At 42.9% G+C, this 19,000-nt stretch carries 19 protein-coding genes; 3 read left to right on the top strand and 16 right to left on the bottom strand.

From position 1 onward, the window contains the following. Positions 1–97: 97 nt before the first annotated feature. The gene (locus ACK8P5_RS22190; protein ID WP_422658385.1) at positions 98–1,099 is read left to right on the top strand and encodes a BadF/BadG/BcrA/BcrD ATPase family protein; all 1,002 of its coding nucleotides are present in this window, start codon (positions 98–100) and stop codon (positions 1,097–1,099) included. A gap of 106 nt (positions 1,100–1,205) precedes the next feature. On the opposite strand, the gene ACK8P5_RS22195 is transcribed toward ACK8P5_RS22190, so the two are convergent. The 9 genes from ACK8P5_RS22195 to ACK8P5_RS22235 form a co-directional block, all read right to left on the bottom strand. After that, complete coding sequence (locus ACK8P5_RS22195) at positions 1,206–2,045, bottom strand: SDR family oxidoreductase (protein WP_422661551.1); 840 nt, start codon at positions 2,043–2,045, stop codon at positions 1,206–1,208. A 174-nt stretch (positions 2,046–2,219) separates the two neighbouring features. Then, on the bottom strand, positions 2,220–3,185 hold the full coding sequence (locus tag ACK8P5_RS22200; RefSeq protein WP_422658386.1) for an MraY family glycosyltransferase: 966 nt from the start codon (positions 3,183–3,185) through the stop codon (positions 2,220–2,222). A 436-nt stretch (positions 3,186–3,621) separates the two neighbouring features. Next, a complete protein-coding gene (locus tag ACK8P5_RS22205; protein WP_422658387.1) occupies positions 3,622–4,923 on the bottom strand; it encodes a pyrimidine-nucleoside phosphorylase in 1,302 nt (433 codons plus the stop codon). Between the two features lie 74 nt (positions 4,924–4,997). Further along, the gene (gene deoD, locus ACK8P5_RS22210) at positions 4,998–5,705 is read right to left on the bottom strand and encodes a purine-nucleoside phosphorylase (RefSeq protein ID WP_422658388.1); all 708 of its coding nucleotides are present in this window, start codon (positions 5,703–5,705) and stop codon (positions 4,998–5,000) included. 25 nt (positions 5,706–5,730) lie between these two features. Then, the gene (gene deoB / locus ACK8P5_RS22215; RefSeq protein WP_422658389.1) at positions 5,731–6,909 is read right to left on the bottom strand and encodes a phosphopentomutase; all 1,179 of its coding nucleotides are present in this window, start codon (positions 6,907–6,909) and stop codon (positions 5,731–5,733) included. 45 nt (positions 6,910–6,954) lie between these two features. Continuing rightward, positions 6,955–8,133 carry a NupC/NupG family nucleoside CNT transporter gene (locus ACK8P5_RS22220; RefSeq protein ID WP_422658390.1) on the bottom strand — a complete coding sequence of 393 codons (1,179 nt, stop codon included), beginning with the start codon at positions 8,131–8,133 and terminating at the stop codon, positions 6,955–6,957. A gap of 97 nt (positions 8,134–8,230) precedes the next feature. Further along, complete coding sequence (locus tag ACK8P5_RS22225; protein ID WP_422658391.1) at positions 8,231–8,638, bottom strand: cytidine deaminase; 408 nt, start codon at positions 8,636–8,638, stop codon at positions 8,231–8,233. A gap of 31 nt (positions 8,639–8,669) precedes the next feature. Further along, positions 8,670–9,335, bottom strand: a complete 666-nt coding sequence (gene deoC / locus ACK8P5_RS22230) for a deoxyribose-phosphate aldolase (protein WP_422658392.1) — start codon at positions 9,333–9,335, stop codon at positions 8,670–8,672. 414 nt (positions 9,336–9,749) lie between these two features. Beyond that, positions 9,750–10,685 carry a sugar-binding transcriptional regulator gene (locus ACK8P5_RS22235; protein ID WP_422658393.1) on the bottom strand — a complete coding sequence of 312 codons (936 nt, stop codon included), beginning with the start codon at positions 10,683–10,685 and terminating at the stop codon, positions 9,750–9,752. Between the two features lie 160 nt (positions 10,686–10,845). Between ACK8P5_RS22235 and ACK8P5_RS22240 the strand changes: the two genes are divergently transcribed. Beyond that, positions 10,846–11,406 (top strand): maltose acetyltransferase domain-containing protein, encoded by a 561-nt coding sequence (locus ACK8P5_RS22240; protein WP_422658394.1) that lies wholly within the window; start codon positions 10,846–10,848, stop codon positions 11,404–11,406. A gap of 416 nt (positions 11,407–11,822) precedes the next feature. On the opposite strand, the gene ACK8P5_RS22245 is transcribed toward ACK8P5_RS22240, so the two are convergent. From ACK8P5_RS22245 to ACK8P5_RS22265, 5 genes are all read right to left on the bottom strand, one after another. Then, the gene (locus ACK8P5_RS22245) at positions 11,823–12,005 is read right to left on the bottom strand and encodes a hypothetical protein (RefSeq protein ID WP_422658395.1); all 183 of its coding nucleotides are present in this window, start codon (positions 12,003–12,005) and stop codon (positions 11,823–11,825) included. Between the two features lie 194 nt (positions 12,006–12,199). Beyond that, the gene (gene rnhA / locus ACK8P5_RS22250) at positions 12,200–12,856 is read right to left on the bottom strand and encodes a ribonuclease H (protein ID WP_422658396.1); all 657 of its coding nucleotides are present in this window, start codon (positions 12,854–12,856) and stop codon (positions 12,200–12,202) included. Positions 12,857–12,909: 53 nt separating this feature from the next. Further along, positions 12,910–13,131: a hypothetical protein gene (locus ACK8P5_RS22255; RefSeq protein ID WP_422658397.1), complete on the bottom strand. Its 222-nt coding sequence runs from the start codon at positions 13,129–13,131 to the stop codon at positions 12,910–12,912. A 156-nt stretch (positions 13,132–13,287) separates the two neighbouring features. Then, positions 13,288–13,824, bottom strand: a complete 537-nt coding sequence (locus ACK8P5_RS22260; RefSeq protein WP_422658398.1) for a DUF2179 domain-containing protein — start codon at positions 13,822–13,824, stop codon at positions 13,288–13,290. A gap of 231 nt (positions 13,825–14,055) precedes the next feature. Then, positions 14,056–14,700: a TetR/AcrR family transcriptional regulator C-terminal domain-containing protein gene (locus tag ACK8P5_RS22265; protein ID WP_422658399.1), complete on the bottom strand. Its 645-nt coding sequence runs from the start codon at positions 14,698–14,700 to the stop codon at positions 14,056–14,058. Between the two features lie 289 nt (positions 14,701–14,989). Between ACK8P5_RS22265 and ACK8P5_RS22270 the strand changes: the two genes are divergently transcribed. After that, the gene (locus ACK8P5_RS22270) at positions 14,990–16,519 is read left to right on the top strand and encodes a DHA2 family efflux MFS transporter permease subunit (RefSeq protein WP_422658400.1); all 1,530 of its coding nucleotides are present in this window, start codon (positions 14,990–14,992) and stop codon (positions 16,517–16,519) included. Between the two features lie 117 nt (positions 16,520–16,636). On the opposite strand, the gene ACK8P5_RS22275 is transcribed toward ACK8P5_RS22270, so the two are convergent. Then, positions 16,637–17,104: a DinB family protein gene (locus tag ACK8P5_RS22275; RefSeq protein WP_422658401.1), complete on the bottom strand. Its 468-nt coding sequence runs from the start codon at positions 17,102–17,104 to the stop codon at positions 16,637–16,639. Between the two features lie 185 nt (positions 17,105–17,289). Then, complete coding sequence (locus ACK8P5_RS22280; protein ID WP_422658402.1) at positions 17,290–18,984, bottom strand: M3 family oligoendopeptidase; 1,695 nt, start codon at positions 18,982–18,984, stop codon at positions 17,290–17,292. Positions 18,985–19,000 lie beyond the last annotated feature (16 nt).

Below are 19,000 nucleotides of genomic sequence, written 5' to 3' on the forward strand. Positions count from 1 at the left end.
TTTATGATATCGCTTTCAAAATATTAGATTGTGTCCATTATAGAATGTGTGAAATAATATTTCAATTGATTATTATGTTATTAAAATTTTATTTTACATGAATATATTTATCTCCTATACTAACAATGGAAAGCGAAGTGATGTTCAAGTGAAAATTTATATAGGCGTTGACGGAGGCGGTACAAAAACAGAGGCTGCCGCCATAGACATCCAAGGAAAGGTAATCTCCCGCTATACCGGAAGCTCAACCAATCCGTATGTCGTCACTTTTGAAGGTGCAATGCAAGAACTCATGAACGTATTAGACCAACTTTTAGCACCACTATCCTCATCTATATCTACATATGCGATTCAAGGCATTTGTCTCGGCATGTCCGGGATCAGCACGATTCAAGAGAAGGAGAACGTCATCTCTTCCATACGTGATTATCAAGAAGAGCGAGGCCTTTCTTTCCCCATATCCATCCGAACAGAGGCCGAAATATCTTTGATGGCTTCCTTGGAGCGCGAATACGGCATTCTTGTTATTTCAGGAACCGGATCCAACACCTATGGCATCACGAGTAATGGTGAAATTTATCGTGTAGGTGGCTGGGGGCATATTCTGGGGGACGAGGGCAGTGGTTACCAGATCGGTCTCCTGAGTCTAAAGACAGTGATTAAGAGCCTTGAGGGAATGCTCCCGCCAACCTCGATGACAAAGGCCATTACAGATGCTTATGATTTCAGTCATATCTCAGAACTCAAGGGGTATGTCTACAAGTCCTCTATTGGTCGAAATGATATTGCTGCATTTGCACGTTACTGTGTGGAAGCTGCAGAGGGTGGCGATTTATTGGCCCAAAGCATACTACAGGATCAGGCGAGGGAACTCGCGGAGACGACAACAACCTTAATTGGGAAACATAAAGAGCTTGAACAGACCGATGTCGTCTGTACCGGATCTATATTCAGGCATTCGACGGTGTTCCGCAATGGCTTCCGTGATATCCTGTTGAATCGATATCCGAAATTGTCGTTCATACAAGGAAGACATAATCACTCTCCCGCAGATGGTGGTGCTCGGTTAGCTAGGAAGCTATATGCAACAAGAGCATAAAGAATTTTAGTCTAAGATGACCCGATAGGACCGCGCATATGGAAATCAAAAATACCGCAGTGATAACCTATCACTGCGGTATTTATATTAATCAGATACAGATCTTTCATAAACCGACCTGTTCTTCACTCCACGTCCACAATCGTTCTGCGAGCTGAGGATCAGCTGCCCGCTTCGACACCTTCGCTGGCTTACACTTGATGAAGTATTCTCCTGTTACCATCTCAACCTCTTTACTTGTAGCCAAATAGATGGCGGTCTGAGCCCCTTCCAGCGGTGTCTGGAAGAATGGGTTTAACAGCTTATGAACAGACTTACCGAAACCACTCTTCCGGTCTACACCAAGGCTTGTACTTACCGCTCCCGGATGAACCGAATTTACAGTAACCGTACTATTGTTAAGTCGACGCGCAAGTTCCTTCGTGAACAATATATTAGCGAGTTTGGATTGTGCATATCCTTTCACCACATTGAAGCCTTTTGTCAGTCCTGGATCGTCAAAATGAATACACCCTACTTTATGTGCTCCGGATGATAAATTTACAATCCTGCCTTGATCAGAGCGAAGCAGAAGCTCTAGTAATTCATGAGTCAGCAAAAAATGTCCGAGATGATTCACGCCCAGCATCGCTTCAAATCCATCAACAGTCGTCTCTCTTTTGACAGTAACCACACCTGCATTGTTAAGTAGCACGTCCAGCCGATCATACTTCTCCTTAAAGGCTGCGCTAAAACTTCTTATGCTGGCCAGGGATCCGAGATCACAGTTCATTAAGTCTATCCTTGTGCTTCCACTATCTTTTCTTGCTTGCTTCAGAGCTGCTTCTCCCCTTGCCTGGTTACGACATACCATAATGACATGGGCACCAAGGCGAGCCAGCTCTGTTGCAGAAGCGAGCCCCATTCCAGCATTTGCACCGGTTACAATGACGTTCTTGCCTGACATGTCGTTCATCTTGCAAGCCTCCTTTATCCTATATGTTATATAACCGCGGGTAAGAATAAAAGTTTAATCACTTTAGAATTTGAGGTGGAAAAATAAAAAAGGTACCCTACGGCCGAATCGACCTTGTAGAGCACCCTATTCGTTTTCATACAATCGAATGAACTATAAGGTCATCTAAACCCCAGCTTCATTCAATGCAAGAATAATAGCCGTCAGACCAAAGCATAGATTAAGCAAGCATAGAAAAATAAGTGTCTGCTTCTGATTAAGCCCTGTCGCAAGCAGTCGGTAATGCGCCTGTGATGCGTCAGCCTGATAGATCGGCTTCGATTCACGAAGTCTGCGGATAACGACAATAATATTATCGAATATCGGCACACCCAGTGCAAAGATTGGAACAACAAGTGATGCAATGGTAGCACCTTTAAAGGCTCCATCCAAAGCGATGATCCCAAGGATGAACCCGAGGAATGTGGCTCCTGCATCGCCCATAAACACACGAGCTGGCGGTTTATTATAACGTAAATACGCAAGAGCTGCCCCTACCAGAATGACTGCGAGGAATGCAGAATCCCCTCTTCCGAGCGTCAAAGCAACCACGAACAGAGTTCCACCTGAAATGGCTGAAAGACCACCAGCCAGACCGTCGATACCGTCCGAGAAATTTATGACGGTTGTAACGCCGAAGATCCAAAGAATCGTTAACACCAGCTGCATCCATTCTGGCAAGTTAATGTACTGACCGTTAAATGGATTATTAAAACCTTCAAATGCAATGCCGGAACTGTAGACGATGATAGCAGCACACACTTGAACGATTAGCTTAGGTAACGAAGCCAGCTCTTTACCATGGGTCTTGTACCAATCATCGATAAGCCCAATCCCTAATATAAGGAGGCTTCCTAGGAATATCCCCACCGACTCTTTCGTTATGTTTCCGACAAACAGGAAATACGTGATAAAAAATCCGAGAAAAATCGCTATGCCTGCGGTAAGAGGAATCGGTTCGCGGTGAATTTTCCTTTCACTGTCAGGTCTTGGTTTATCTACGAAGTCGATCTTGATTGCAAGCTTTCGAAATGGCGGAATCAATAGGAGCACAAGTACGACCGAAACGACAAATGCGGATACATATAACATGATTTCCTCCCAATAATTGATGAAATATGGAGAACATTGCAATCACAGTATATGTCTTTCTATGAAATCTAGCAATCTATCAAGTAATACAATCCTAAATTATATAAAAATAGACAAAAAAAGAGGGCATCTTTCGCCCTCTCGAACCTGCGCTATGATTTACTTTTATTCACCGCAAGTCCAATGATCATAACAATAAGTCCCAGCAAAGCAATCAGCTGATCGATTGTCATAGCCGCCGCCTCCCTTAATCAAGGATGGCTCTTTCGCGACTCCTTCTCTCCCCATGCTGTATTCATGCCTTGCTTACGTTTCCCCATATCAATATATGAGCATCATGGGAGCGGTATGAACGAAAATTGCAACATCACAGTTCAAAAAGATAAAAAAACGGCCCTCCACAATGACTCTGGAGGACCGCCTAAATTCGATCTGACTATTCAGTTACAATATCATGTACCAGTACAGGCGCTTCCGCATGATCTGAAATACGGATGCTTGCATACAATTTTTCTTTTACATCATCCACGTTCTCACGATTAGCATGGATCGTTACAAGGGACTCACCCTTCTTCACCTTGTCACCGATCTTCTTATTCAGCATTAAGCCAACAGCTAGATCAATTTCAGACTCCTTCGTAGCTCGCCCTGCTCCAAGCAACATCGCAGCGGTTCCGATTTCATCGGCAACAAGCTCTGCCACCATACCGTCTTCAAGAGCTGGCAGTTCGATCTTGTACTTAGCCTGAGGTAACTTCTCAGGATGATCTACAACGGAAGCGTCACCGCCTTGGTTCGCGATAAACTCTTTGAACTTCTCAAGTGCCTTACCATTTCGCATCACTTCTCTAAGCTTCTCTTCCGCTTCCTCTAGTGATTGTGCTTGATTAGCAAGGAACACCATCTGTCTGCCGAGTGCAAGACAAAGCTCTTCTAGATCCTTCGGTCCTTCACCACGAAGTGTATCAATGGCTTCCTTGACCTCAAGGGAATTACCAATCGCTTCTCCAAGGGGCTGGCTCATATCAGAAATAACAGCCATGGTCTTACGACCCACATTATTCCCGATACTAACCATGGCATGAGCAAGTTCCTTCGCATCTTCCACGGTTTTCATAAAAGCGCCTGCACCTGTCTTCACATCAAGAACAATCGCATCCGAGCCCGCAGCAATCTTCTTACTCATGATAGAGCTGGCAATCAGTGGGATTGAATCTACGGTAGCTGTTACGTCGCGCAGAGCATATAGCTTCTTATCAGCAGGCGTCAGGTTGCCGGTCTGTCCAATCACCGCAATTTTATGTTTATTAACAAGATTCACAAATTCATCTTTGCTAATCTCCACATGGAATCCTTCAATGGACTCCAGCTTATCAATCGTTCCACCAGTGTGTCCCAAACCACGCCCAGACATTTTCGCTACCGGAATATCCAGCGCTGCTACAAGTGGGGCGAGAACAAGTGTCGTTGTATCACCCACACCGCCTGTGGAGTGCTTATCCACCTTTACCCCTTCAATCGCAGACAAGTCTATCGTTTCCCCGGAGTTTACCATGGCCATGGTTAAATCTGCCCGTTCGCGGTCTGTCATGTCTTTGAAAAAGATCGCCATATTCATTGCGCTGACTTGATAATCGGGAATGTCACCATTGGTGTATCCTTCAATAAAGAAATTAATTTCTTCTGTGGTCAGTTCCTTCCCGTCACGCTTCTTCGCAATCAAATCAACCATTCTCATCGCACATGCTCCTCACTGTTTGTTGATTGTTTTATAACGTATAAAAATTCCTAGTTCCTACATTTAATACTGCTTTATATTGAAATCGCAGTCTCCAAAGCGACTTCCATCATGTCATTAAAAGTTGTCTGACGTTCTTCAGATGTCGTTTCTTCCCCAGTCAATAGATGGTCACTTACCGTCAAAATCGTCAATGCTCTTACACCTTTTCTAGCTGCAATGGTATATAGGGCCGTTGTTTCCATCTCGACACCTAGAACACCGTGATCCATCAGCTTCTGAACCGCTGACTTGTCTTCACGATAGAATACGTCCGAAGTAAATACATTCCCTACATGCAGATTCAAGCCTTTCTCCACGCCTCGATCATATGCCTCTTTAAGCAATGGAAAGCTTGCAATTGGAGAGAAATCATACCCTTGGAAATGGTGACGGTTCATTCCTGAGTCTGTACAAGCAGCTTGTGCCAAGATTACATCACGCACGTGCACATGTTCCTGCATGGCGCCACATGTCCCTACACGGAACAAGTTTTTGACACCATACTCGGAGATCAACTCGTTTACATAAATACCGATCGAAGGAACCCCCATACCGCTACCTTGAACGGATACACGTTTTCCTTTATAGGTTCCCGTGTAACCGTACATACCTCGGACTTCGTTATAACAGATCACATCTTCAAGGTAAGTATCTGCTATAAATTTTGCCCGAAGTGGGTCTCCCGGTAATAGTATCGACTCCGCAATGTCCCCTGGTTTCGCTCCAATATGTGTGCTCATGATTTAATTCCTCCACCTTATGATATTATTTCAGATCACTTAAAAAGCTCGTACCATGCTCAGGTTTCGTCACACCAAAGTTCTCGGCTACGGTAGCGCCAATATCCGCAAACGTCTTCCGAAGAGGCAGTTCCTTACCTTCAGCAAAACGCGGTGAATATACAAGTAGTGGAACATACTCACGAGTATGGTCTGTCCCTTTATAAGTAGGGTCGTTACCATGATCGGCAGTGATGATGAGTAGATCATCCTCGGTCATTTTGGCAAATACCTCTGGGAGTCGTGCGTCATAATCTTCTAGAGCTTGGCCGTATCCCTTCGGATCACGACGATGTCCGTAGACAGCATCGAAATCGACAAGGTTTAAGAAGCTAAGACCTTTGAACGCTTTATCCATCGTTTCCACCAATTTGTCCATACCGTCCATGTTAGACACCGTTCGAATTCCTTCGGTAATCCCCTCTCCATCATATATATCCGATATTTTACCGAGAGCGATGACGTCAAATCCAGCGTCTTTAAGCTCATTCATCGTTGTACGCCCAAACGGCTTCAGAGCATAGTCATGACGATTGGCTGTACGCTTAAACTGTCCTACTTCTCCTACGAATGGACGGGCGATAATACGCCCAAGCATGTAAGGATCCTCAAGAGTGATTTTACGGCAAAATTCACAAATCTCATACAATTCCTTCAAAGGAACAACATCTTCATGCGCTGCAATCTGAAGAACGGAGTCCGCGGAAGTGTAAACAATAAGTGCTCCGGTCTTCACATGCTCTTCACCGAGTTCCTCAATGATCTCTGTTCCACTAGCTGGTTTGTTACCAATCACTTTCCGTCCTGTCTTTTCTTCAATGCGAGTAATAAGCTCGTCAGGGAAGCCCTCTGGAAACACACGAAACGGCGTGTCGATGTAAAGGCCCATGATCTCCCAGTGTCCGGTCATAGTGTCTTTACCATTAGACGCTTCCTGCATTTTGGTAAAATAGGCACGCGGTTTCTCAGCCACTGGTACACCCTGAATTTCACGGATATTTGACAATCCAAGCGAAGACATATGTGGCATGTTCAAACCGCCGCATTCGCGAGCGATATGACCGAGTGTATCGGAACCTACATCATCAAAAGCAGCCGCATCCGGTGCTTCTCCAATCCCTACAGAATCCAGTACGATCAGGTGAATCCGTTTAAATTGTTCCATCTCCAAGTCCCCCATTTCAGCTTTTTCTCAGATGCTTACTTCTGATTACAAGAATAGTCCTGCAATTGTAGCAGACAGCACACTTACCAAAGTTGCACCGTAGAGCAGTTTAAGTCCAAAACGTGCCACCACGTTACCTTGCTTCTCGTTCAAGCCCTTTACGGCACCCGAAATGATACCGATCGAGGAGAAGTTAGCGAAGGATACGAGGAATACCGATACGATCCCAATGGTACGTTCAGACATATCTTTGAAATTAGCCAGATCCAGCATGGCGACAAACTCATTGGATACGAGCTTAGTAGCCATAATACTACCAGCATCCACAGCTTCTTTCCAAGGAACCCCCATGACGAACGCAAACGGTGCAAAGATATATCCGAGTATTTGTTGGAAGGATATTCCGAATATCGCATCAAAAATCCCGTTAATCATAGCGATCAGGGCTACGAATCCAATCAGCATCGCAGCAACCGTAATGGCTACTTTAAACCCATCCATAATGTACTCTCCTAGCATTTCGAAGAAAGACTGTTTCTCCTCTTCCTGTACTTCAAGGATGTCTTCTTCCTTCGAAACTCGGTACGGGTTCACGATGGATGCAATGATAAATCCACCAAACAGGTTAAGAACAAGCGCAGTTACAACGTATCTTGGTTCGATCATCGTCATATATGCACCGACAATAGACATGGAGACTGTAGACATCGCAGACGCACATAACGTGTACATCCGATGCTTCGGAATCAGTGCGATCTGCTTTTTCACAGATATGAATACTTCCGATTGTCCCAATATCGCTGATGCCACAGCGTTATATGACTCGAGCTTACCCATGCCATTTACCTTACTCAAAACGATACCGATATACCTTACGATGATCGGCAGCACCTTAATGTACTGCAAAATACCGATCAAAGCCGAAATGAATACAATAGGAAGCAGCACGCCCAGGAAGAAAGGACCCGCTCCTTCATTGGCAATCCCGCCGAATACGAAATCTATACCCTCTGCTGCGTATTCAAGTAAAGATTCAAACACACTTGCTATCGCTTTAACCAGATATTCACCGATACTCGTATTTAGAAGCAGAAAACCGAGAATCAACTGAAGTACAATCATAGTGGCAAGCGGACGGTAACGGATATTACGCTTGTCATTACTAATAATGAATGCTAACCCGAATACAACGAGCACACCCACGATCGCGATTAAATATTTCATGTAATGGTCCCCCATCGATGAGCATTTTTGAAATTCACATGCTGCTTAATCCTAATCTCCAGTATTTTCACAAAACGCTTGTCAGAAACGGCCGTTACTATTCAACAGTTGTTGGTTTGTCCATATCTCCCGCTTGGAAAGCTCCTGGCAATAACTGTGCCATTGTCCACTCTTCGGTGTTACCGTGTAGATTGGTAAGATAAATCTTAGTGTCACTATCACAGAACTCTGCCATGACTTGGCGGCAAGCCCCGCAAGGAGAAACTGGCCCCTCCGTGTCCGCCACAACAGCAATAGCCTCAATCTTTCGGTGTCCTTCGGATACTGCTTTAAATATGGCTGTGCGTTCTGCACAGTTAGTTAGACCATAGGATGCATTCTCAACATTACATCCCCGGTACAGTTGACCATCCGTTAGTAAAGCTGCTCCGACTTGAAACTTAGAATAAGGTACGTATGCTGACTTTCGTGCCTCAATCGCTTCTTGAATCAGCTTATCTTTCACTTCCATTCATCCTCCTTGATTTGGATTGGATTTAATAAGATGAAGTAGATTGTTCGCCTTCCATGATCTTCACACCAGAGCTTGCACCAATTCGAGTAGCTCCTGCTTCAATCATACTGTTCATATCTTCCAAGCTCCGTACACCTCCGGAAGCTTTCACACCAGTCTTCTCACCAACTGTTTTGCGCATAAGTGCCACATCAGCCGCTGTTGCTCCGCCTGTAGAGAAACCTGTGGAGGTCTTCACAAAATCAGCACCCGCTTTAACAGAGAGCTCACAAGCACGAACCTTCTCTTCATCGCTCAGCAAGCTTGTCTCAATAATAACTTTGACAATCGCCTTGCCTGCTGCTGCATCAACAACCGCCTTGATATCATTTAGCACTAAATCATTATCATTGTCTTTCAAAGCTCCAATATTGATAACCATATCTACTTCTGTAGCTCCATTAGCAATTGCATCCTTTGTTTCGAAAGCTTTAACGGTTGAAGTAGTTGCTCCTAACGGGAAGCCGATCACTGTACATACCTTAACTTTTGTGCCTGCAAGCTGCTCTGCTGCATAAGCTACCCATGTTGGATTGATACATACGGAAGCGAACTCATATTTCTTAGCTTCCTCAATCAACTTCGTAACTTCACTCTTACGTGCGTCTGCCTTCAAAATCGTGTGGTCTATCATTCCTGCTATACTCATTTCATTAAACACTCCTTGTTTTATCTGAAATTAAAAGCGCTATCATTCATTGTACAGCCATCATATCATAGCCTTGAACATATGTAAAACCATTGTTGAAATTTTGTTCAAGGTGTTTTACGGCAATAACATTCATCATTCTTCGCTTTAGGAGTCTTTATCATTCATGAATAATTTTGGTACGATAATACCTACCCTATTCATAAGTCCTATACCCTTTCCAACAGAACATAAACAACCAGCTACCTACAACCAAACTTCTTCACACAGAACGAAAAAAAGCACCCTCCCATGTAATCACACCTGAAGATTATTAATCCTTCAGTAGATTGCTGAGAAGACGCCTTTAAACCTTTTCTTCTATATATAAGAAATGTATCGCCGCATCATTAAGCGAATGAATATTCAACCTGCTTAATCTAACAAGGCTTGAGCTGTATACTGATCCGTTACGAGTACGTTAGCAAATTTCCCAATCAAAGCTGCCTTTATTGCTTCAATCTTTCGCTCTCCACCTGCCACCAGAATCGATTTATCCTTCTGCCTTAGATCTTCAAGCTCGATTCCTATCGTGCGATTATTAATCACCTCACTGCAGACATTTCCCTGTGCATCAAAAAATCTTGAGCATATGTCACCTGCACCCGAGTGCTGCAGTAACTTCTGTTCCTCAGCACTTAGATATCCAAGGCGGAACAAAAGTGCATCCTCTTTCACCGTTCCCACTGTAAAAACTGCGATATTAGCTTGCTTGCCAAGCTGAATAATACGCTGTATGTGGCGGTCTTTCTCCACCATTCTTTTCACTTCTACATTGTCAAAAATAACGGGCAGTGGTAAATGTCTTGCTGTTGTATGATACGCATCCGCGAATAAATTTACGATCTCAGCCGCGTATGTGTTCACATGCGAATGACTTACACCACCTTTTAGCTGAACAACCTCAACACCTTTAACCGGCTTGTGCTGAAGTTGCTGTGCGACGGCATGCATCGTTGTGCCCCATGTGACACCTATGATATCTCCATCCTGTACCGTTTCATTTAAATATTCTGCAGCCCTTTGCGTGATATGCTTCTGTATTTCACGGTATTCATTCAAGGGACTATAACACACGAGCACTTGATCTAGTCTGTAACGCTGCTTAATCTGTTCACCAAGCGCCCCAAGATCCTCCAGCGGATCAACTATACTAATCTGAACATACCCCTGCTCCTTAGCATATTGTAACAACCTCGATACTGTTGGACGGGATACTCCAAGCTTTGTTGCGATATCTTGCTGACTGTAATCCAACATATAGTATAGTCTTGATGCTTCAATACATAATCGTTGTTTTTCTTTATCCATTATTCAACCTACTTTATCGTCTAATCATTTATCTGTGTCTTCCCGTAAAAATTCCGATATCTCTAACATAACATACTTATCCACAGTGGATAAGTCCGTACAACATAGTTACAATAATAATATAAATAAATCAACAAGACCTAATACGAAGGAGCATCTCATGAAAACGGAAAAAGACAAGATGATAGCCGGTGAGCTATATAACGCTGCTGATGCCGAGCTAGTACAGGATCGATTAAATGCCCGAAGATTAACTAGACTTTACAATCAAACGGTTGAGACAGAAGAAAGCCTTCGTACGGAGTTAATAAAGAAACTGTTCGGATCCATGGGGCAACAGTTCTACATTGAACCCACATTTCGTTGCGATTATGGCTATAACATTCATGTTGGTGAGAATTTCTATGCTAATTTCGACTCTGTATTCTTAGATGTGTGTGAAATTCATATCGGAGATAACTGCTTCATAGCACCAGGTGTTCACATCTATACAGCAACCCACCCGCTACACCCCGTTGAACGTGCATCAGGAGTAGAGTACGGGAAGCCTGTTCGAATTGGACACAATGTCTGGATTGGTGGAAGGGCTGTTATCAACCCTGGGGTCACCATTGGCAACAATGTCGTCATTGCTTCTGGTGCTGTTGTTACAAAAGATGTACCTGATAATGTAGTTGTGGGAGGAAATCCTGCGACAATAATAAAAACAATAGATATGTAAATTTCCATTGCACATTTTATAAAGCCGTGTTATTCTAATAATCTTTCTTATAATAATTAGAATATGTTTATAACTATGTGTATACATAACTGCTAAGCTACAGCTTATCCACAATTTCAGCTTTAATCCCCCTTCAAACTTCTTAGAATGTTCCTAATTGAAGGTTTATTTGCTGTTTCAACAGGAGTTATCCCAAATCTGTTCACAATCTCTGTATAACTTTATAAAAATCAACCACGAATCTCACTTTCGTATGATTTCTTTTGTTCATAACTTTTTAGATAACTTGACTCGTCAAGAGTTATTCACATATCCACTTTGCTTTTTTCAATTATGTACACAGTCTAATGCCAGGAACCAGATGATTGATTCCTGACATTAGACTGAATTATGGATCATTTTTCGATTCGCTCTGTCTACAGAATTATCTCTGCACTATTCCCTGGAGATACTAATTCCACCCATGCAATATATAAGCCCAGTAGTGCTGTTACGACAACGAGAAGTGCTGCATAAAAGGAAATTACCTTCAAATTTGACGTCGTAGATGTGGATTGCCTTTTGTCATTGTTCAATCCCTTTACTCTTACTTTTTTCAAACGATCATCCTCCTTCCAAGCAGGGCTCTGTATTATATTATGAACGGCTAATGCTTAAGTTTCTTAAAATGTATGGACTCCCATTATCCACATGTGAATAAAAAAAGCCCCGGAGTATTTTCCGGAGCGCTGTGGGATGAATATCCCTCGAATTACACACAAGCAGGGGATAAACTGTGTATGAATATGATTACTTACTTTCTTCCGTAATCCGCTTTAATCTCTCCCCAAATCTTCGTTTGCCACTTCATCACTTTATTCTCATACGTATTCGTTCGAAGCCAGTGTTCTGCTCGATCGACTAAGTCCCATATTTCTTTAGTGGATTCATCGCGCACAAGCGTTGAGACAACCTTCTTCTGTTTCACCCACTTCATTGCGTTAACTGAGTCACTATATACAGTCTTCGTACTACCGATCTGCTTCAGATACGCCAGCGCATGAACGATTGCAAGAAACTCCCCTAAGTTGTTTGTTCCCTTCTGAATCGGGCCACAAGAGAAGATAATATCTCCGGTCTGTGTGTCTACCCCTTTATATTCCACAGGGCCTGGATTACCCCGAGTCCCCACATCCACGGAAATACTGTCATAATCGATTTCGCCCGGATCTTCTAATGCAGCCGAACTACTTCTTTTGGTTTTTGATGCTGTTCCTGCTTTATTCTGCGACTGCTGACCCCAATAGCTTTTCCAACCTTGAGCATATGCTTTTTCGGCCTCGGCCTTCGATTCAAATGCTTTGAATTTTGCTCCATTATATTGATTCACCTGAAGCTGACAATCGCCCCAGTTCGTATAAATTCCGGGTTGATTCCCTACCCAGACCACATAATATTTTTGCTTCGCCATAAAGCCCCTCCATCTCAAGACTAGATCTCTCTAGCGTACTATAGCAGTACTTATTAAGAAGTGCAAAGTACGGTATATAAATAAAAAAAAGCGCCATCGTCTCCGATCCGCTTCTTATGTTTAAGCTTATGCAATTGTTCCTGTTTGGTAGGCTTCACTCTCACATGCTGTGATATTGCGCCATAATCTTCATTCGTCTTTCTCATATTTGCAGTAGACCAACTGCCGGCGCGCTCCGCTTTGCGAATGGCCTTTTGGGTTTTCGTTCGAGCCATAACTCCCACACTCCTTTATGAGTTTACGCTCTTTATTTTACGTTATAACTTCACGAAAGGGAACGGAGAAGATAAACCTATCTCTCCCATAAGAAAAATTTGTGCGAGGAGAGCACAGCATCAGACTATGCCCACCCCTGCACAAGTCTTCCCTCTTTATAACGAGGACCTGCGTCCTTCTGTAAGCCTTACCCAGAACCCACCTTTAAAGCTTTTAGGTTCGTGAGAGATAATAAAGGCACTTGGAGAAAATTTCTTCAGCGTCTCCATCAATCGTTTCTCGTTACTTCGTTTCACAAGTACTTGCAGGACAAGACGTTTACCGTCCTTACCATCTGCTGTCCAAGAGGTAACGCCGTATCCCTTCTCGCGCAGCTTAGCTGGCAGTTCCATCTCTAGTGAATCTACAATAACTTGAACAACCAAATACCCAAGAGCCAGATATTCTTCGATGCGGCTTCCTAGATAGACACCCAGACCAAACCCCAAACAGTATGCAGCCATATTTACGGGATTGTCCACATTTTGCAAAACCAGATTTAGGCCAACCAAATAGACAAACACTTCAACCATAGACAGTACAGAAGCAAGTGCTCTTCTGCCCTTAATCATTAAAATTAAGCGAAGCGTAAAAATCGAAACATAAACGACATTAATACCGATGATGGATGCAATAAGTGTAATTGAGATCATCTTATTCTAATTTCCGCCTGAAATTTTGTATGTAGTATTTCCTTAGATAAGATCTCTGAATGGTACCGATTCATATGATCATCTCCTTACGTATTCACTAAGATGCTCGTTTATCCTCATATATAACCCAAATTATTGGTCAAAGAAACAACATTTTTAGCAAAAAAGTTAAAAAATGCACTCACTCTCTACTTTTTCTTTGCAACGTATACCATGCTGTGGCTATACTATTCATTCTTCACTTCCTCCTAATAACAAACTCTTTTTAGGTTCTTTATACATGGTTGAGGGGTCCCCAAAAACGAGTCTTGATATGATTAACGAAACTTTTTCAGGCGACTCCTCCATCCCTGTATCTAACCAGTGCTGAATGACCCCCAGCTGTGCTGATATGGCATAAGCCGAAATGTATCCAAGCGGAACAAATAATTCGTCCTCTTTCAGATGCATCAAAATCCCCTCGGCCATAATGTCGCGCATCACACTTTTTAACTTAATATGAAAAGCTGGATTCCCCTTAGCCCCAAGAATAACTGTCATAAAGTCTGCATTCTCCTTAAGGTACTCGAACAATTCCGTAACGAAAGGGATCGGCTCATTCATATAGTCAAACGTGGGTATGTCTTCTTTTTTTAGCAGCTTTTTTTTGCTTTTGATATTTTTAATTCCTTCAATGATCTCTTCTTCACTTTGTTCGAGCAGATCATACTTATCCCGATAATGCAAATAAAAGGTGCCGCGGTTAATATCCGCTCTAGTCGTAAGATCACTCACTGTAATCTCATCAAAAATCTTTTCTTTCATTAATTCTGTCAATGCATCACGTAAAGCTTTCTTTGTTCGTACAATTCGTCGATCTATCGTATTTTCCTTCATTAATAGCCCTCCAACATCATATGTAAAAATTTAAATATTAGACATCTTAGCGTTTTCTTGTTCAGAATATAACAGTTCATCTTATATTGTTTATTGCAATGAGGATTATGTGTATTATAATAGACTTCATGACTTTTAATAAACAAGTTGTTTATTAACATAAGTGAATTAGATACATCTTTCGATTCATCGTGCAACTAACTTGAAGGCGTCTTAATTAAAGGAGGGGTGAATAACGCCTTCCCAATGGTGTGCATTTTTTCAATCGAAAACTATTGGAGGAGAAACTATGGAGAATATTAACGGTCGATCTAAAACCTCGACCTCGCCTTTTGGAATTATAGCCATTTTGTTAACGGGAGCATTTGTAGCTCTACTAAGTAACACCCTACTAAATATTGCATTACCTTCTATTATGAAGGAGTTCAACATTCAAAGCCCATCAACCGTACAATGGCTTACAACGGGATACATGCTTGTGAACGGTGTGATGATTCCATCCACTGCATTCCTGATTCAGCGTTTCTCGGTAAGACATTTATTCTTAACAGCTATTAGTTTATTTGCAATCGGTACGATTCTAGGTGGATTCGCACCAAGCTTCCCTATTCTGTTAACTGGACGTATGATTCAAGCTTCTGGCTCTGCTATCATGATGCCGCTCTTGATGAATGTTATGCTCACGAGCTTCCCTGTTGAGAAGCGTGGCGGAGCGATGGGAATGTTCGGTCTCGTTATGATCTTCGCACCAGCCATCGGTCCTACACTCTCTGGTTGGATTATCGAGCACTACCGATGGAACATGCTGTTCCACATTATTTGGCCCATTGCAATCCTTGTTCTATTAATTGCTTTCTTCAAGCTTAAAGATAAGAAAGAGAAGATTGCAATCCATCTGGATGTCCTCTCCATCGCCCTGTCTAGTGTAGGTTTTGGTGGTATTCTATATGGCTTCAGTGCGGCGGGCAACACAGACAAAGGCGGCTGGAGTAACCCTGAGGTATATGTAACACTGGTTATCGGTCTTATCGCTCTCGTCTTCTTTATTCTTCGTCAATTTAGATTAAAACAACCTATGCTAGATTTCCGTGTTTATAAATATCCGATGTTCGCATTATCATCACTCATTTCGGTTTCCGTCAACATGGCGATGTTCTCTGCGATGCTGCTTATGCCGATATTCCTGCAATCCATTCGTGGTATTTCGCCAATGGATTCCGGATTGCTTATGCTTCCTGGTGCGATCGTGATGGGGATCATGTCCCCGATTACAGGTAAGCTATTCGATAAGTTTGGCGCAAAAGCGCTCGGTTTAATCGGTCTAACGATTACCATTGTTACGACTTACTTCTTTAGTCAGCTTTCACTTGAGACGTCTTACAACACACTGATCCTTATGTACACCTTCCGGATGTTCGGGATGTCCATGGTTATGATGCCGATCATGACGAACGGATTGAACCAGCTTCCAATGCGTTACACACCTCATGGTACAGCCATGAACAGCACCTTGAACCAAGTTTCCGGTGCGATTGGTACAGCACTTCTTGTTACTGTTATGTCCACCCGTACGAAGACACATATTGAAAATATGATGGAATCGGCGATGGCTAAACTGACAAGCAAACCTTCCGCTGATGAGCTTGCTACGCTTAAGCAGCAAGTAATAGCACAGGGTACAGTAGAAGGGATTAATGATTCCTTCTTAGTATCAGCAGGTATCATTCTTATTGCGTTAGTACTTGCACTATTCATCAAACGTTCAAAGCCAGCTGTGGATAAAGACGCTGATAAGGCTCCAGCTGCACAAAGCGCATAATATCAATACTGCTAAGACCCCTGATCTTTAGGGGGTCTTTTTCTATTGGCCATAATAAAAGCGGCCTCAGCCCGGTACATATACCGGCTGAGACCGCCAATTTTCATGGTTTAATCTTTAAGCTTTAACTACTTTGAGCATACTTGAAATATTTCCAAGGTGCATCGCTTCATGGATCAATGCGAAGTTAACCATTTCTCCCGCAGTTTCAAAGTGCATAGGGCCAAGATCAACTGGCGATTTCAGTTTTTCCTCAAGTGCACTTGGGGATACGTCTGCCAAACGCTCGAGCTGACCCGACAGATGCTGCATAAGCTCATCTTTAGTAGGAGGTTCTATGCTCCAGTCAGATGGTTTCGTTCCCGTCATAAACAAGCCTGCATATGATTCTGGGAGTTCATACGAATACGGAACAGACATCGAGAGGAAATGATTCAAACTCACGATGATGTGGCCCACATGCCAGCGAATTGTATTGTTAAACTGAGCTGGCTGAATATCGAAAAGTTCTTCCGGAATAGGCTGAATTTTTTGGATGGCCATTGAATGGACTATTTTTGCTGTGTGTACGATACTTTGAGACATGAATTATCCCTCCATTTATTGTAGTATGTATAGGTACTATACTTATAATAGTTTAACCTGTTCATTCGGAAAGAACAAATCAGATATATAAACAGCCATTTCTTACTCCAGAAAAAGAACCAAGCGAAGTTTAGGATGCCTCCTTTTCTCACTTGGTTCTGGATGTTCATTATATTACCTATAGCCTACAGTGCTTTGTCATCCACGCTATTTAGCCAGTTCTCAATGTCCCCCACAATGGAGGCTACAGCTCCATCTTTAAACGGAGAAATAAGACCCGCGTACTCCACGAGTTCAACAAAGGACTTACTGCCACCAACTTGACAAAGTTTCAAATAATCAGCCCAAGCCGCTTCATAGTTCTCATGCAGACGAACCCAGAACTGGAAGGCACAGATTTGAGCCAATGTGTAGTCAATATAGTAGAACGGAGATCTGAAAATATGTCCCTGCCTATGCCAGAACCCCCCGTTCTCCAGATATTCATTACCTGTAAAATCACGATGCGGCAAGTATTTTCGTTCGATTTCACGCCATGCTGTTTTACGTTCAGCTGGAGTCGCATCCGGATTCTCATATACATAATGTTGGAACTCATCTACAGCCACGCCATATGGAATGAACTCTAGGCCTGAGGCTAGATGACTGAACTTATACTTATCTGCATCTTCTTTGAAGAACAGCTCCATCCATGGCCAAGTGAAGAACTCCATGCTCATGGAATGAATCTCACACGCTTCATATGTTGGGAAGTTATATTCCGGAACATCAAACCCACGGCTTTCATACACTTGAAAAGCGTGACCGGCCTCGTGCGTGAGGACATCAATGTCACCAGAGGTTCCGTTAAAGTTGGAGAAAATAAATGGTGCTTTGTAGTCCGGAATGTATGTGCAATATCCTCCAGCCTGCTTCCCTTTTTTACTCACCAGATCCATAAGGTCATTCTCGATCATAAAAGTAAAGAACTCGTTCATCTCAGGTGATAATTCGCTATACATTTTTTTGCCGTTCTCTACGATCCATTCGGGATCACCCTTCGGAGTTGCATTTCCAGACTTGAAAGTAAAGCCCTCGTCGTAGAATAGCAAATGATCAACACCAATACGGCTGCGCTGACGCTCCTTCAGCTTCGAGGCAATAGGTACAATGTAATCTTGCACCTGCTGTCTGAAATTGGCCACCATATCCGCGTTATAATCGGTCCGAGCCATACGCGCATAGCCTAGCTCCACAAAATTGTTATATCCCAGCTTCTTAGCTATCTTCGTCCGCACCTGAACCAATTCAGCATAGATCCGGTCAAACTCAGCTTCATGGTCTGCCATGAATTGATAACGCGCTGTATAGGCCCGTTCACGTACTTCCCGATCTGTGGATAATTCATATGGAGTCAATTGTGAGAGGGTAAGCTCTTCATCGTCAAAAGGGATTTTCGCCGATGCGATCAACTGAGAGTATTCTGTCGACAACTTATTCTCTAACTGCAAGTCTTCAATCACTTCAGGACTGAATGTATTCAATGATAGCTCAGCAAGTGCGAACAGCTGTCGGCCCCACTTCGCTTCCAGCTCAGAACGGAATTTCGACTGGACAAGAGCTCTATAATAATCGGTTATGTACTCCTGTAATACAGGTTCAGCTTCATCCATGAAATCCTGTTCTGCCTTGTAGAACGAATCATTCGTATCGATAGAGTGACGGATGCTCGCTAAGGTAGATTGTGTAGTTACATTTTGTCTTAGTTCATTAATCGCGGACATGACCTCATCTTGCTTCTCGAAAGAAGATGCTTCGTCGAACTGCTTCAGCAATTTCTTAAACTGTTGTTCAACTTCTTTGATGTCCGGTCGTTTATACGGATATTCAGTAAACTTCATAGATAGGACCATCCTT

This window comes from Paenibacillus sp. EC2-1 (assembly GCF_049311625.1).
In the GTDB taxonomy this organism is placed as follows: domain Bacteria; phylum Bacillota; class Bacilli; order Paenibacillales; family Paenibacillaceae; genus Paenibacillus_AQ.

Excerpts from the sequence above, each read along its gene's own strand:
- ACK8P5_RS22275 (WP_422658401.1), bottom strand. The coding sequence starts at position 17,104 with ATGTCTCAAAGTATCGTACACACAGCAAAAATAGTCCATTCAATGGCC.
- ACK8P5_RS22190 (WP_422658385.1), top strand. The coding sequence starts at position 98 with ATGAATATATTTATCTCCTATACTAACAATGGAAAGCGAAGTGATGTT.
- rnhA (WP_422658396.1), bottom strand. The coding sequence starts at position 12,856 with ATGGCGAAGCAAAAATATTATGTGGTCTGGGTAGGGAATCAACCCGGA.
- ACK8P5_RS22255 (WP_422658397.1), bottom strand. The coding sequence starts at position 13,131 with ATGGCTCGAACGAAAACCCAAAAGGCCATTCGCAAAGCGGAGCGCGCC.
- deoD (WP_422658388.1), bottom strand. The coding sequence starts at position 5,705 with ATGAGCACACATATTGGAGCGAAACCAGGGGACATTGCGGAGTCGATA.
- deoC (WP_422658392.1), bottom strand. The coding sequence starts at position 9,335 with ATGAGTATAGCAGGAATGATAGACCACACGATTTTGAAGGCAGACGCA.
- ACK8P5_RS22240 (WP_422658394.1), top strand. The coding sequence starts at position 10,846 with ATGAAAACGGAAAAAGACAAGATGATAGCCGGTGAGCTATATAACGCT.
- ACK8P5_RS22205 (WP_422658387.1), bottom strand. The coding sequence starts at position 4,923 with ATGAGAATGGTTGATTTGATTGCGAAGAAGCGTGACGGGAAGGAACTG.
- deoB (WP_422658389.1), bottom strand. The coding sequence starts at position 6,909 with ATGGAACAATTTAAACGGATTCACCTGATCGTACTGGATTCTGTAGGG.
- ACK8P5_RS22280 (WP_422658402.1), bottom strand. The coding sequence starts at position 18,984 with ATGAAGTTTACTGAATATCCGTATAAACGACCGGACATCAAAGAAGTT.
- ACK8P5_RS22200 (WP_422658386.1), bottom strand. The coding sequence starts at position 3,185 with ATGTTATATGTATCCGCATTTGTCGTTTCGGTCGTACTTGTGCTCCTA.
- ACK8P5_RS22260 (WP_422658398.1), bottom strand. The coding sequence starts at position 13,824 with ATGATCTCAATTACACTTATTGCATCCATCATCGGTATTAATGTCGTT.
- ACK8P5_RS22235 (WP_422658393.1), bottom strand. The coding sequence starts at position 10,685 with ATGGATAAAGAAAAACAACGATTATGTATTGAAGCATCAAGACTATAC.
- ACK8P5_RS22265 (WP_422658399.1), bottom strand. The coding sequence starts at position 14,700 with ATGAAGGAAAATACGATAGATCGACGAATTGTACGAACAAAGAAAGCT.
- ACK8P5_RS22195 (WP_422661551.1), bottom strand. The coding sequence starts at position 2,045 with ATGTCAGGCAAGAACGTCATTGTAACCGGTGCAAATGCTGGAATGGGG.
- ACK8P5_RS22270 (WP_422658400.1), top strand. The coding sequence starts at position 14,990 with ATGGAGAATATTAACGGTCGATCTAAAACCTCGACCTCGCCTTTTGGA.
- ACK8P5_RS22220 (WP_422658390.1), bottom strand. The coding sequence starts at position 8,133 with ATGAAATATTTAATCGCGATCGTGGGTGTGCTCGTTGTATTCGGGTTA.